The 13,353-nt window shown below is 67.4% G+C and carries 13 protein-coding genes; 8 read left to right on the forward strand and 5 right to left on the reverse strand.

Annotated features, from left to right (window positions below; translation table 11 throughout):
- Window positions 1-62 precede the first annotated feature (62 nt).
- The 4 genes from nuoL (at window position 63) to I1A62_RS39915 (ending at window position 6,020) form a co-directional block, all read left to right on the forward strand.
- Entirely contained in the window at window positions 63-1,943 is a 1,881-nt protein-coding gene (gene nuoL, locus I1A62_RS39900; RefSeq protein ID WP_219457752.1) for an NADH-quinone oxidoreductase subunit L, read from the forward strand.
- The gene (locus I1A62_RS39905) at window positions 1,940-3,508 is read left to right on the forward strand and encodes an NADH-quinone oxidoreductase subunit M (RefSeq protein ID WP_219457753.1); all 1,569 of its coding nucleotides are present in this window, start codon (window positions 1,940-1,942) and stop codon (window positions 3,506-3,508) included. The genes nuoL and I1A62_RS39905 overlap by 4 nt, the downstream gene beginning before the upstream one ends.
- Window positions 3,508-5,130: an NADH-quinone oxidoreductase subunit NuoN gene (gene nuoN, locus I1A62_RS39910; RefSeq protein WP_219457754.1), complete on the forward strand. Its 1,623-nt coding sequence runs from the start codon at window positions 3,508-3,510 to the stop codon at window positions 5,128-5,130. The genes I1A62_RS39905 and nuoN overlap by 1 nt, the downstream gene beginning before the upstream one ends.
- Window positions 5,131-5,297: 167 nt before the next feature.
- A complete protein-coding gene (locus I1A62_RS39915) occupies window positions 5,298-6,020 on the forward strand; it encodes a DUF1906 domain-containing protein (RefSeq protein WP_219457756.1) in 723 nt (240 codons plus the stop codon).
- 5 nt (window positions 6,021-6,025) lie between these two features.
- On the opposite strand, the gene I1A62_RS39920 is transcribed toward I1A62_RS39915, so the two are convergent.
- Complete coding sequence (locus I1A62_RS39920) at window positions 6,026-6,529, reverse strand: nuclear transport factor 2 family protein (RefSeq protein WP_124389483.1); 504 nt, start codon at window positions 6,527-6,529, stop codon at window positions 6,026-6,028.
- Between the two features lie 355 nt (window positions 6,530-6,884).
- Here I1A62_RS39920 and I1A62_RS39925 point away from each other — a divergent pair, with 355 nt between their 5' ends.
- On the forward strand, window positions 6,885-7,355 hold the full coding sequence (locus I1A62_RS39925; RefSeq protein ID WP_124389484.1) for a MarR family winged helix-turn-helix transcriptional regulator: 471 nt from the start codon (window positions 6,885-6,887) through the stop codon (window positions 7,353-7,355).
- A gap of 10 nt (window positions 7,356-7,365) precedes the next feature.
- On the opposite strand, the gene I1A62_RS39930 is transcribed toward I1A62_RS39925, so the two are convergent.
- On the reverse strand, window positions 7,366-7,716 hold the full coding sequence (locus I1A62_RS39930; protein WP_124389485.1) for a hypothetical protein: 351 nt from the start codon (window positions 7,714-7,716) through the stop codon (window positions 7,366-7,368).
- A 110-nt stretch (window positions 7,717-7,826) separates the two neighbouring features.
- Window positions 7,827-8,609 (reverse strand): hypothetical protein, encoded by a 783-nt coding sequence (locus tag I1A62_RS39935; RefSeq protein ID WP_192581698.1) that lies wholly within the window; start codon window positions 8,607-8,609, stop codon window positions 7,827-7,829.
- 316 nt (window positions 8,610-8,925) lie between these two features.
- On the opposite strand from I1A62_RS39935, the gene I1A62_RS39940 reads away from it, so the two are divergent.
- Window positions 8,926-10,260, forward strand: coding sequence for a mannosyltransferase (locus tag I1A62_RS39940; RefSeq protein WP_219457758.1), 1,335 nt, complete (start codon window positions 8,926-8,928; stop codon window positions 10,258-10,260).
- On the opposite strand, the gene I1A62_RS39945 is transcribed toward I1A62_RS39940, so the two are convergent.
- Entirely contained in the window at window positions 10,208-10,492 is a 285-nt protein-coding gene (locus I1A62_RS39945; RefSeq protein ID WP_124389488.1) for a 4a-hydroxytetrahydrobiopterin dehydratase, read from the reverse strand. The two genes, I1A62_RS39940 and I1A62_RS39945, sit on opposite strands and share 53 nt — an antisense overlap.
- A gap of 58 nt (window positions 10,493-10,550) precedes the next feature.
- On the opposite strand from I1A62_RS39945, the gene I1A62_RS39950 reads away from it, so the two are divergent.
- Window positions 10,551-10,931, forward strand: a complete 381-nt coding sequence (locus I1A62_RS39950; protein WP_124389515.1) for a (deoxy)nucleoside triphosphate pyrophosphohydrolase — start codon at window positions 10,551-10,553, stop codon at window positions 10,929-10,931.
- Between the two features lie 2 nt (window positions 10,932-10,933).
- Here I1A62_RS39950 and I1A62_RS39955 read toward each other — a convergent pair whose 3' ends face one another.
- Window positions 10,934-11,110, reverse strand: a complete 177-nt coding sequence (locus I1A62_RS39955) for a hypothetical protein (protein WP_005239152.1) — start codon at window positions 11,108-11,110, stop codon at window positions 10,934-10,936.
- A 334-nt stretch (window positions 11,111-11,444) separates the two neighbouring features.
- Here I1A62_RS39955 and typA point away from each other — a divergent pair, with 334 nt between their 5' ends.
- Window positions 11,445-13,352, forward strand: coding sequence for a translational GTPase TypA (gene typA / locus I1A62_RS39960; protein ID WP_072940524.1), 1,908 nt, complete (start codon window positions 11,445-11,447; stop codon window positions 13,350-13,352).
- The last annotated feature ends 1 nt before the right edge of the window (window position 13,353 follow it).

Raw genomic sequence — 13,353 nt, forward strand, 5'->3', positions numbered from 1 at the left:
CCGATGACGCACATCCTCGAGAAGGTGACTTTGCCCGACGACACCCCGATCGGCGGTGCGGCATGAGCGAAACGCTCTGGCTGCTGCCGGTTCTGCCGCTCCTCGGCGCCGCCGTGCTCCTGCTGGCGGGCAGGCGCAGCGATGCCTGGGGTCATCTCCTCGGCTGCGTGACGGCGCTGGCCGCGTTCGCGCTCGGTCTCGTCTTCTTCGTCGACATGCTGGGCCGGGACGCCGCCGACCGGGTGGTGCACCAGATCCTGTTCAGCTGGGTGCCGGTCGGCGAACTCCAGGTGGACTTCGGTCTGCAACTCGACCAGCTGTCCGTGTGCTTCGTGCTGCTGATCACCGGTGTCGGCTCGCTGATCCACATCTACTCGGTCGGCTACATGGCGCACGACCCGGAGCGCAGGCGGTTCTTCGCCTACCTCAACCTGTTCCTCGCGGCGATGCTGCTGCTGGTGCTGGCCGACAACTTCCTCGGCCTGTACGTCGGGTGGGAGGGCGTCGGTCTCGCGTCGTACCTGCTCATCGGATTCTGGCAGTACAAGCCGTCCGCGGCGGCCGCGGCGAAAAAGGCGTTCGTGGTCAACCGCGTCGGCGACATGGGGCTGATCCTCGCGATCATGATCATGTTCTCGACGTTCGGGTCGATCGAATTCGCCGACGTGTTCACGCAAGCCGACGCCGCGAGCGAGGGCGTGCTCACCGCGATCGGGCTCGCGTTGCTGCTCGCCGCCTGCGGCAAATCGGCGCAGGTCCCGCTACAGTCCTGGCTCGGCGACGCGATGGAGGGCCCGACACCGGTGTCCGCGCTCATCCACGCCGCGACCATGGTCACGGCGGGTGTGTACCTCATCGTCCGCTCCAACGCGATCTTCGACCTGGCACCGAACGCCCAACTCGGCGTCGTCATCGTCGGTGCGGTGACCCTGCTGTTCGGCGCGGTCATCGGTTGCGCGAAAGACGACATCAAGAAGGCGCTGGCGGCGTCGACGATGAGCCAGATCGGGTACATGGTGCTGGCCGCCGGACTGGGACCGGCCGGGTACGCGTTCGCGATCATGCTGCTGCTCACCCACGGCTTCTTCAAGGCCGGCCTGTTCCTCGGCGCGGGCTCGGTGATGCACGGTATGAACGACGAGGTGAACATGCGCCGGTACGGCGGTCTGCGCACCGTCATGCCCATCACGTTCGTGACGTTCGGGCTGGGATACCTGGCCATCATCGGGGTTCCGCCGTTCTCCGGCTTCTTCTCCAAGGACAAGATCATCGAAGCGGCGTTCGCCGCCGAGGGCGTGCAGGGCGTCGTCCTCGGAACGGTGACGCTGCTCGGTGCGGGACTCACCGCCTTCTACATGACCAGGGTGATGCTGATGACGTTCTTCGGGCAACGGCGGTGGCAACCTGAGGCCGACCCCCACGAGTCGCCGGGGGTGATGACGGTGCCGATGATTCTGCTCGCGGTGGGTTCGGTCGCCGCGGGAGCCCTGCTCGCCGTCGGGTCCTCACTGCAGCACTGGCTGGAACCGGTCGTCGGCGCCCATCACGGCGAGCCCGCGCTGCCCGTGTGGGCGATCACCGGACTCACCCTGGTGGTGGTGCTCGCCGGCGTCGCGGTGGCCTACCGGCAGTACGCCCGGCAGCCGATCCCCGACGTCGCGCCGGCGGACGTCACCGCGCTCACCGTCGCCGCCCGGAGGGACCTGTACGGCGACGCGTTCAACGAGGCGGCGCTGATGCGTCCCGGGCAGGAGTTGACGCGAACGCTCGTGACCGTCGACGACCGGGGCGTCGACGGCGCCGTCAACGGGTTCGCCGCCCTCGTCGGCGGAACGTCGGTGCGGGTGCGTCGTCTGCAGACCGGGTTCGTCCGGTCGTACGCCCTGTTCATGTTCGCGGGTGCGGCGCTTCTGGTCGCCACGATGCTGGTGAGGCTGTGGTGAGCGGCTTCCCGTGGCTGACCGTCCTGTGGGTGCTGCCACTCGTCGGCGCCGGTGTGGTTCTCGTCCTGCCCGTCGACCGGCGCGTGCTCGCGAAGTCGGTCGCGGTCGGTGTGTCCGTGGTGGTCCTGTGCCTGGCGGTCGTGCTGGCGATCCGGTTCGACCCGACCGGTGAGCAGTACCAGTTCGTGGAATCGCACGCCTGGATTCCGGCGTTCGGCACCCGGTACATCCTGGGCCTGGACGGCATCGCGCTCGTCCTGGTGCTCCTCACCGCGGTGCTGGTGCCGCTGCTGCTGCTGGCGGGGTGGAACGACGGCGACTCCGCTCCCGACTACGACCGGCGGCGGATCGCGCACACGTACGTGGCGCTGACGCTGATGGTCGAGGCGATGGTGATCGTCTCGTTCACCGCCCTCGACGTCCTGCTCTTCTACATCTTCTTCGAGGCCATGCTCATCCCCATGTACTTCCTGATCGGAGGATTCGGCGGGGCGGGGAGGTCGTATGCCGCGGTGAAGTTCCTGCTGTACAACCTGTTCGGCGGCCTGATCATGCTGGCGGCCGTCATCGGGCTGTACGTGGTGACGGCGCGCCAGGACGCGTTCGGCGGCGGCACCTTCGACTTCCGGGTGATCGTCGCCGAGGGGCTCGATGCCGACCCCGGCGTGCTGAAGGCGTTGTTCCTCGGGTTCATGTTCGCGTTCGCGGTCAAGGCCCCGCTGTGGCCGTTCCACACGTGGCTGCCGGGCGCCGCGGTCGAAGCCACCCCGGCCAGCGCGGTGCTGATGATGGCCGTCGTCGACAAGGTCGGCACATTCGGGATGCTGCGGTTCTGCCTGCAGATGTTCCCGGACGCGTCCGCGTACTTCGCGCCGTTCGTCACGGTGCTGGCGGTGATCGGCATCATCTACGGCGCGGTGCTGGCCATCGGGCAGACCGACGTGATGCGCCTGATCGCGTACACGTCGATCTCGCACTTCGGGTTCATCATCCTCGGCATCTTCGCGATGACGAGCCAGGGGCAGGCCGGATCGACGCTGTACATGGTCAACCACGGCATCTCGACCGCGGCGCTGTTCCTCATCGCCGGGTTCCTGGTGTCGCGGCGCGGCACCCGCCTCATCGCCGACTACGGCGGCGTGCAGAAGGTCGCTCCGGTGATGGCGGGAACGTTCCTCGTGGCGGGCCTGGCGACACTGTCGCTGCCGGGCCTGGCACCGTTCATCAGTGAGTTCCTCGTCCTGGTCGGGACGTTCTCGCGGTACCAGATCGCCGCCGTGGTCGCGACTCTCGCGCTCGTCCTCGCCGCGATCTACGTGCTGTGGCTCTACCAGCGGATGATGACGGGACCGCTGAAGGAGGGCAACGAGACCGTCCGCGATCTCGTGCGCCGTGAGATCGCGGTCGTGGCACCGCTGATCGCGCTGCTGCTCGTCCTCGGCGTCTACCCCAAGCCGGTGCTGGACGTCATCACCCCCGCGGTGAGCCACGTCCTCGTCACCGTCGGTCAGCACGATCCTGCCCCCACCGTCGCCGGGCAGGATTCAGAGGGAGGCACACCCTGATGAGTACCTCCGAATTCGTCCTCGCCCAGACCGCGACGTTGCCTGCGCCGGACATCGAATACGGTCAGCTGTCACCCATGCTGATCGTGTTCGGTGTGGCCGTCGCCGGGGTGCTCGTGGAGGCGTTCCTGCCCCGGCGCGGCCGCTACTCGAGCCATCTCGTTCTCGCGATCGGCGGACTCACCGCGGCGTTCGTGGCCGTCGTCCTGCTCGCCGGAACCCGCGACTCGGTGATTGGGGGAGCGGTGGCCGTCGACGGTCCGACGCTGTTCCTCCAGGGCACGATCCTGCTGATCTCGATCCCGGCGATCCTGATCATCGCCGAGCGGAGCGTCGACAGCGGCGTCCGCGCCGCGACCGCGGAAGTCACGGCCGTCCGCGGGGCGGAGCCGGAAGGCGGAACCGACGCGTTCACCCCGCAGGCGTACGCCGTCCCCGGCAGTGTCGCGGAACGGGAGGCCACCAGGAACGCCCCGGGGCACACCGAGGTCTTCCCCCTCACCCTGTTCGCGGTCGGCGGGATGCTCCTGTTCCCGGCGTCCAACGATCTCCTCACCATGTTCGTGGCTTTGGAAGTGCTCTCGCTGCCGCTGTATCTGCTGTGCGGGCTGGCGCGGCGTCGTCGTCTCCTGTCGCAGGAGGCCGCGATGAAATACTTTCTGCTCGGGGCGTTCTCGTCGGCGTTCTTCCTGTTCGGGGTGGCGTTGCTGTACGGCTACGCGGGCACCGTCGCGTTGCCGGGGATCGGTGACGCACTCGCCCGGGGCGCCGAGGACCGGACGCTGGCGCTGATCGGCACCGCGCTCCTGTCGGTGGGTCTGCTGTTCAAGATCGGCGCGGTCCCGTTCCACTCCTGGATCCCCGACGTCTATCAGGGTGCGCCGACGCCGATCACCGCGTTCATGGCGGCGGCCACCAAGGTCGCGGCAGTCGGGGCGATGCTGCGCATCTTCTACGTGGCGCTGCCCGACCTCCGCGCGGACTGGCGGCCGGTGATGTGGGGCGTCGCCATCCTCACCATGGTGGTCGGTGCCGTCATGGCGGTCACGCAGACCGACGTCAAGCGGATGCTCGCGTACTCCTCGGTCGCGCACGCCGGATTCATCCTCACCGGTCTGGTCGCGGCCAACCGGGCAGGTCTGTCGTCCACCATGTTCTACCTGCTGGCCTACGGATTCAGCACGCTCGGCGCGTTCGCTGTCGTCACCCTGGTGCGCGACAGCCGGGGCGAGGCGACGGACCTGTCCCGCTGGGCGGGGCTGGGGCGGCGTTCGCCTCTGGTGGGCGGGGTCTTCGCCTTGTTCCTGCTCGCGTTCGCCGGAATCCCCTTGACGAGTGGGTTCGTCAGCAAGTTCGCGGTCTTCCAGGCGGCCATCGAGGGCGGTGCCGTTCCCCTCGTCCTCGTCGGCGTCGTCAGCAGTGCGATCGCGGCGTTCTTCTATGTGCGGGTGATCGTCCTGATGTTCTTCTCGGAACCGCAGAGCGACGCACCGACGATCGTGGTGCCCAGCATGTTCACCGCCGCGGCCATCGCGGTGGGAGTGGTGGTGACGGTGGTGCTCGGAATCCTGCCCCAGGGGGCACTGGAACTGGCCGACCAGGCCGCCGTGTTCTTCCGCTGACCCGACGGTGCCGGCGGGTCGCGAGTGTCCGGTGTGACGGATGTAGTCCAAGTGGCTGGCGGGACCTGTGTGAGTGTGGTGGAATGCAAGCCGGACAACATACCGACTGAGCGAGAGCGAATGTCGGAGACACGCCGGAGCGCGACCGATCGGATGTGGGGGCCACAGTGGAATTTTCTCGGAGAGACCTGTTCCGGTACGCGGCAGCGGGATCTGCCGTCGCGGGGATCGCGGCGCTCACGTCCACCACGTCCTCGGTCGCCGTCGCGAAGGCGGACAGCCTCGGCATCCTGATCGACTACGCGGGCGGCGTGCCGTCGGCGGACGCCATCCTCGAGGCCGGATACGACGGCGCCATCCGCTACGTGTCGGATCGCCGTCCCGGCGCCGAATGGATGGAAGGCAAGCCGATGCTCGCCGACGAGGCGCAGGCACTGCTCGACGCCGGACTGTCCGTCGTCTCGTGCTATCAATTCGGCAAGGGGCCGACCGCCGATTGGCGCGGCGGGCTCGAGGCGGGCAAGCGGCACGCGGAGCGCGGACTCGAATTGCACCTCGCCGCAGGCGGTCCCGAGGACCGGCCCATCTACGCGTCCATCGACGACAATCCCTCGCCCGCCGATTTCCTCACCATGATCGCCCCGTATCTCGCGGGGTGGGAGTCGGTGGTCGGCAAGGGCAACACCGGCATCTACGCCAACTCCAAGACACTGGATCTGGCGGTCCTCGCCGGGCTCGGATCGTGGTACTGGCAGCACGACTGGGGCACGCCCGAGGGGTACGTCCACCCGTCGGCGCACCTGCATCAGTACGAGATCGACGCGAGCAACGTCGACGGGGTGGGCATCGATCTCAACGACATTCTGAAGCCCGACTACGGGCAGTGGTGACCCGGTCAGGCCGCCGGTCGATCACCCATCTTCGAGAGCCACTCCCGCGCGTCCTCGGGTAGGTTGCCCGCGGCTTCCGCTGCGCGGCACCACTTCTTGGCGGTGGCGAGAAAGTTCATCGGGTTGTACGCGTCCTCTTCGCGCGACCACAGGTTGTCGCCGGCGTAGTGGAGGATCGTGATATTGGCCGCGGCGTGCCGCGAGCCGTCGCCGGGATCCTCCATGGGGTTGTCGATCTCGCAGATCACCCATCCGCGGTCCTCGTCGATCACGTACCAGTTCGCCGGGAACTCGGTCATCCGGTTGCCGGGGAAGGCCGACATCGTGCGCGTGACCCACGTGCGGATGGCCTCGCGTCCGTCGAAGTGCCCGAACGCGTGCTCGACGTACGTGGCGTCCTCCGTGAAGAGGTCGGCGAATCCGTCCCAGTCTCCGAGTTCGACGCAGCGGCCGACGGTTCGCTGGTAGTGCGCGAACGCCTCGTCGAGTTCGGCGCGACTCCACGGCATGGTGCTTCCCCTTCTCTCGTCCGGCACCGCGTCTGCGTGCCTCGAAGAATGAGAACACGTTTCATTTCTGCTGTGGGGTGTTTTCCGGTGGATGGGATCGTTGAAACGCCACCCGAGTCGACTCCGATTACCTGTTGTCACTCGTTTCACTCTGCAACCCGGAAGCTCTGCTATGGATCTGCTGATCAATTTCGTGTACACCGTCGCGTCGGTTCTCTACACCGCGCTGTTCGTCAACGGATCCTGAAGCCGCCGTGATGCCGGAATGTGCACGCTACACATGATGTGTATGGTGCACAATGATGCCACGGTCGAGATCACGGTGCCTCGGGCAGAATGACGGTAACTCTGGGAGGTGTCGGTGTCCGATCGCGACGAGGTGGCGGCTGATGTCGAGAACGAATTGACATTGCTGTCGCGCTATCACGCCCACGCGCAGCGGGCGGGATTCCAACTCGACCGTTCCGCCTACCTACTCCTCGGACGCCTGGAACTCGAGCATCCGCTCAGCCTGAAACAACTCGCCGAGGCGTTCCGGCTCGACATCTCGACGATCAACCGGCAGATCGGCGCGCTGCTGAAGCGCGGACTTGTCGAGCGCGTCCCCGACCCGGACGGGGGAATGGCCCGCAAGGTCGAGGCCACTGCGCGGGGGCTCGAGCAGCTTCACGCGGACCGGGCGCTGGGCAGAAACGGTGTCGAACGCATCATCGCCGAGTGGAGCGATCACGACCGGGGCGAGTTGCGCCGCCTGCTGACCAAGTTCAACGGCGAGATCGAGAAGTACGACGGCAATTCCTGGCCGCGCGCAGGCCGGACGTCCTGACCGGATGCCGTCAGGACTGGACGTGCGCGGTCGCGTCCCTTGCGAGGTCCGGTTCATCGGCGATGACCGTGAGATGGGGGTGCTCGGGCGGTGCGTCGTGCCAGCCCTTCCACGACAGCAGAGACCACCGCGACAGCCCCGACAGCGCCGATCCGAGACTGGCGAACGAGGCGGTGCTCAGTGCCGAGCCTGCCGATCCGACGGATCCGATCGACAGTACCGAGCCGACACTCCCGATCGACAGGACGGAGTAGGCGGAACCGATCGAGAGGATCGATCCTTCCGAACGGATCGACAGGATGGACCGCCGGGCGTGTCGCGATCGCAGGGAGTGGTCCGGTGCGTGGTGCGTCGAGTGCATGCCCCGGTCTACCACGGTGGGGCCGTCGGCAAACAGTGCAGCGGTGCAGACATGAGAGAGGGGCCCTCCGGAAAAGTCCGGAGGGCCCCTCTCTCGTCAGCTGTGAAGTGCTACGCGACCTGGAACATGCCGACGGTGGGGAGGAAGCTGCACGTGATCGGAGCCGCCCCTTCCTTCTGGGTCGTCAGTCCACCCGACACGACCGCGAGGACGCGGCCCGGGCCGGTGTCCGCGATCGCCGACAGGGTTGCCGGTCCGTCGGGGTTGATCTTGGCCTCGTTGGTGAGGTTCTGGGTGGCGCGCCGCTGGTTGTCCAGGTTGATCCACGTCACGGTCAGCGGATTGGGCTGTTCGGCGGCAACGGAACTGGTTCCGAGGGCAGTGAACACGAAACCGGCCTGACCTGCCTTGGGGCCGGGCGGGGGCAGCTGGGCCGGGCCGGGGACCGCGAGCGCGGTGCCGACCGAGTCGGCGCCTTCGCCGATGCAGCCCTTGCCGATGGTCGGGTAGAGGAACTGCGCGATGACGGGCGCGTTCTCCTTCGGGATCTCGGGACCGCCGCCGCCACTGCCGTCGAGGAACGTGATGACGCGTTCGAGGGTGGACTTGAGTTCCGGCGGGATGCCGGGGGACTCGAGGAGGTTGCGGGCCTGGTCCAGGATCGCATCCTGCGGTCCTGCGGCGATGTCTTCGGTACCAGCGGCTGCGCCGATGATGGCGGGTGCGAACGACGCGAGCATCTCCACGGGGATGCCTTCGGGCACGGGCGGCGGCGTCGGCTGCGCGATCGCCTGGGCCGGCACTGCCATAGCGGCTGCTGCGGCAACGGCGAGAGCAGTGACTGCTCTGCGCATACCTCGGGTTCGAAGCACAGTCTCCCCATCCTTAGTCATAACAGCGTGGACGACAAAACAATCCACGTCTGACGGCTCGGGGGGTCACTCTATGTACAGCGCCCCCGGGTTGTACAGCTCACGAGTTCGTTCACCGTAGCTGCGGCACCCCGGTGGGAGTGTATGGCATACAGACCCCGACGGTGGTCCTCCGGTGACGATAGCTTGTGGCACGTGTGGTTCGTGTGATTGGTGATGCAACTGTTACGCGCGGCTACGGACACCTCGGAGGCCGCGGACGGCGCCGTCTACGCTGTGCGGGACCGTTTCGGGATCGGCTGAGACATCTACACACCTCACGGGAGAGCGCCACACTGTGTCCGACCATGCAGCGTCCGACGGCGGAGCAGCCTCCGACGACCCGACTTCCGAGCGTTCACCCACATCGACCCGGGGATCATCCGCCCTGCACACCCTGTTGCGGTGCGCGCCTGTTCTTCTCGTGCTGTCGGTGCTCGGGCGGATGGCGTGGACGCTGTTGAGTCCCAACGGGATGAACCTCGTCGACCTGCACGTCTACGTCGACGGTTCCGAGGCGCTCCACGGTGGCAGTCTCTACGACTTCACCTATTCGGAAGTGACACCGGACTTTCCGTTGCCGTTCACCTACCCGCCGTTCGCGGCGCTCGTCTTCTTTCCCCTGCACTACCTGCCGTTCCCGCTGGTCGGGGTCGGCTGGCAACTGCTGACCATCCTCGCCCTGTACGCACTGGCGCGGATGAGCCTGGGTCTGGTGCTCGGCGACTCCGCGCGCAGCCCGCACTGGCGTGCGGTCGCGGTGCTGTGGACCACGGTCGGGGTGTGGGTGGAACCGGTGCGCACCACGCTGGACTACGGCCAGATCAACGTCTTCCTGGCACTGCTCGTGATGACCGCCGTCCGCAGTTCCCGGTGGTGGCTGTCCGGCGCGCTCGTCGGATTCGCCGCCGGGATCAAACTGACCCCGGCGATCACCGGCCTCTACTTCCTGCTGCAGCGCCGCTGGAAGGCCGCCGTGTTCTCCAGCGTCGCGTTCGCCGCGACCGTCGGAGTCAGTTATCTGCTGATCGGCTCGGAGGCGCGGGAGTACTTCACCCACCTGCTCGGTGACGCCGATCGCATCGGGCCGGTCGGCTCGGTCTGGAATCAGTCGCTGCGCGGCGCGTTGTCGCGGCTGCTCGGGTACGACGTCGAGACGGGCGTTCTCTGGCTGCTGGCGGTGGGGGTCACCGTCGTCCTCGCCGGCCTGGCCTGGCGTGCGATCGCCCGGGACGACCGGCTCGGCACCCTCGTCCTCGTCGAGTTGCTGGGACTGCTCGTCTCACCGATCTCGTGGTCGCACCACTGGGTGTGGGTGATCCCGATGCTGATCTGGTTGCTGCACGGCCCCTACGGGTCGATGCTCGGCACCCGGATCCTCGCCGGGTACTGGCTCGTCACCACCCTCATCGGCGTGCCCTGGGTGCTCAGCTTCTTCCAGGACTCGATTTGGCTGATCTCCCGGCCCGCGGTACTCGCGTGGCTGGGCACCGTCGACGTCGTCGGCGCGTTCGGTGTCTACATCTGGGTGGCCTACGCCGGACACCGCACGAAGCGTGCCGCCGCGGCTACCGGCGAGATCAGCCCGCCAGTGAGTCGATCTGCGCAGCAAGATCCAGATCCAGCTGCGTGAGCCCGCCCGCGGAATGCGTCGACAGTGTGTAGGTGACCTTGCGCCACCTGATGTCGATGTCCGGATGGTGGTTCGCGGCCTCCGCCGCCTCCGCGACCTTCCGGACCAGCTCCACCGCTTCGGGGAAACTCGGCGACTCCACGGTGCGGGCGAGGGAATCACCCGCCCGCTGCCACCCGGGCAGTCCTGCGAGCGCGGTGTCGATCTCTCCGTCTGACAGCAACTCGGCCATACCTCATGATGGTGCCGTGCCCGAGGAACGTGCAAGACCTGTCGAGAACACCGGCGAGGTGGTGGCCGCCGCGATCATCGTCGACGGCCGGCTGTTGCTGGCGCAGCGGACGCGGCCCCCGGAACTCGCGGGACTGTGGGAGCTGCCCGGCGGCAAGGCGGAGGCGGGGGAGAGCGCCGAGGACGCGCTGCGCCGCGAACTGCGGGAGGAACTCGGCGTCGAGGTGTCGGGCGGCGACCGGATCGGTGACGACGTGCCGCTGCCCGACGGCCGGGTGCTGCGCGCGTACCGCGTTCAACTGGTGTCGGGAACCCCCGCCGCGCTCGATCACGCGGAACTGCGGTGGGTGGACGAACGGGAGCTGGGTGAGATCGACCTCGTCGGCAACGACCGCGGATGGGTGCCGGACCTGCGGCTGCACCTGAACGGGCGGGCCTGACCTCAGGCCGCGCGGGCCTTCTTGAGACCCTTCTTCAGTTCCTTCTTGGACGCGCCCTCGTTCTCGAGCTTCTTCATGCGCATGATCACGACCGGGCACTTGATGCACCGCGTCTTGCTGCGGCAGCACTTCTTCTTCGGCTTGAGACCCGAGACCTTGCCGGCCTTCACCTTGCCCATACTCGGCTCGGCCTTCCTACTCCGGTGAACGCCGGTATCCGCCGGCTCCGATCAGGTTAGCGTCCCCTCAGCTTTCGGCCTCACCGCACACGCGAGACAGGCCGAATTCGACGTGGCGCAGATCACTTTACGCTGGTCGGGCATGCCCCGCGAAGCCGGCGATGCGCGAAGTAGCCGTTCGGGCGGGTAGTATTCACGTGGCCGCGATGCCTGTACTGGGCGATTTACCATCGCCTCGACGAGGATTCTGAATCGAGATGACAAGGCGGCCGCCAGAAAGCCGTGCGAGGGAACTTTCGCGTGGCCGAATCAACTCAGCCAGGAGAGCCACCGCGTGACCATCACCAGCTTCCGTAACGTTGCCATCGTCGCACACGTCGACCACGGCAAGACCACTCTCGTCGACGCCATGTTGCGTCAGTCGGGGGCATTCGAGGAGCGCGCCGAACTGGTCGATCGCGTGATGGACTCCGGCGACCTCGAACGCGAGAAGGGCATCACGATCCTCGCGAAGAACACCGCCGTCCACAAGCATCACGGCGACGGCAGTGTCACGGTCATCAACGTCATCGACACCCCGGGTCACGCCGACTTCGGCGGCGAGGTCGAGCGCGGCCTGTCCATGGTCGACGGTGTCGTCCTGCTCGTCGACGCCTCTGAGGGCCCGCTGCCGCAGACCCGCTTCGTGCTGCGCAAGGCGCTCGCCGCGTCGCTGCCCGTCATCCTGGTGGTCAACAAGACCGACCGCCCCGACGCCCGCATCGAAGAGGTCGTCTCCGAGAGCCACGACCTGCTGCTCGACCTGGCGTCCGACCTCGACGACGAGGCCGCCGAAGCCGCCGAGCTCGCCCTCGACCTTCCCGTTCTGTACGCCTCCGGCCGCGAGGGCAAGGCGTCCAAGGTTCAGCCCGAGAACGGTCACGCGCCGGATGCCGAGAACCTCGACGCCCTGTTCGAGGTCCTCCTCAACTACGTGCCCGCGCCCAAGGGCAACGTCGACGCGCCGCTGCAGGCTCACGTCACCAACCTCGACGCGTCCGCATTCCTCGGCCGTCTCGCGCTGGTCCGCATCCACAACGGCGAGCTGACCAAGGGTCAGACCGTCTCCTGGTGCCGCGAGGTCGACGGCGAGCCCGTCGTCACCAAGGCCAAGATCACCGAACTGCTCGCCACCGTGGGCGTCGAGCGCCAGCCCGCCGAGAAGGCCGTCGCCGGTGACATCGTCGCGGTCGCCGGTTTCGCCGACATCATGATCGGCGACACTCTCGCCGACCTGGAGAACCCGGTGCCGCTGCCGCGGATCACCGTCGACCAGCCCGCCATCTCGGTGACCATCGGCACCAACACCTCGCCGCTCGTCGGCCGGGTCAGCGGACACAAGCTGACGGCCCGCATGGTGAAGTCGCGCCTCGACCAGGAACTGGTCGGCAACGTCTCGCTCAAGGTTCTCGACATCGGTCGCCCCGACGCCTGGGAGGTCCAGGGGCGTGGTGAGCTCGCGCTCGCCATCCTCGTCGAGCAGATGCGCCGCGAAGGCTTCGAACTGACCGTCGGCAAGCCGCAGGTGGTCACCCGTCAGGTCGACGGCAAGGTGCACGAGCCCTTCGAGGAGCTCACCATCGACAGCCCCGAGGAGTACCTCGGCGCCATCACCCAGCTCCTCGCCAACCGCAAGGGCAAGATGGTGCAGATGGCCAACCACGGCGCGGGCTGGGTCCGGATGGAGTTCATCGTCCCGTCGCGCGGCCTGATCGGTTTCCGCACCGACTTCCTGACCGAGACCCGCGGCACCGGCATCGCGAACGCCGTCTTCCACGGCTACGCACCGTGGGCCGGCGAGATCCGCGCCCGCCACACCGGCTCGCTCGTCTCGGACCGCACCGGCTCGGTCACCCCGTTCGCGATGATCCAGCTCGCCGACCGCGGAACGTTCTTCGTCGAGCCCGGCGCCGACACCTACGAGGGCATGGTCGTGGGCATCAACCCGCGCCAGGAGGACCTCGACATCAACGTCACCCGCGAGAAGAAGCTGACCAACATGCGTCAGTCCTCCGCCGACGTGATGGAGACCCTCGCCAAGCCGATCAAGCTGGAGCTCGAAGGCGCGATGGAGTTCTGCGCCGGCGACGAGTGCGTCGAGGTCACCCCGGAGGTCGTGCGGGTGCGCAAGGTGCACCTGTCGGCCACCGACCGTGCCCGTGAGCGTTCGCGTTCCAAGGCCCGCGACAAGGCGGCCCTGTAGT

The organism is Rhodococcus sp. USK10, from assembly GCF_019378875.1.
In the GTDB taxonomy this organism is placed as follows: Bacteria; Actinomycetota; Actinomycetes; order Mycobacteriales; family Mycobacteriaceae; genus Rhodococcus_F; species Rhodococcus_F pseudokoreensis.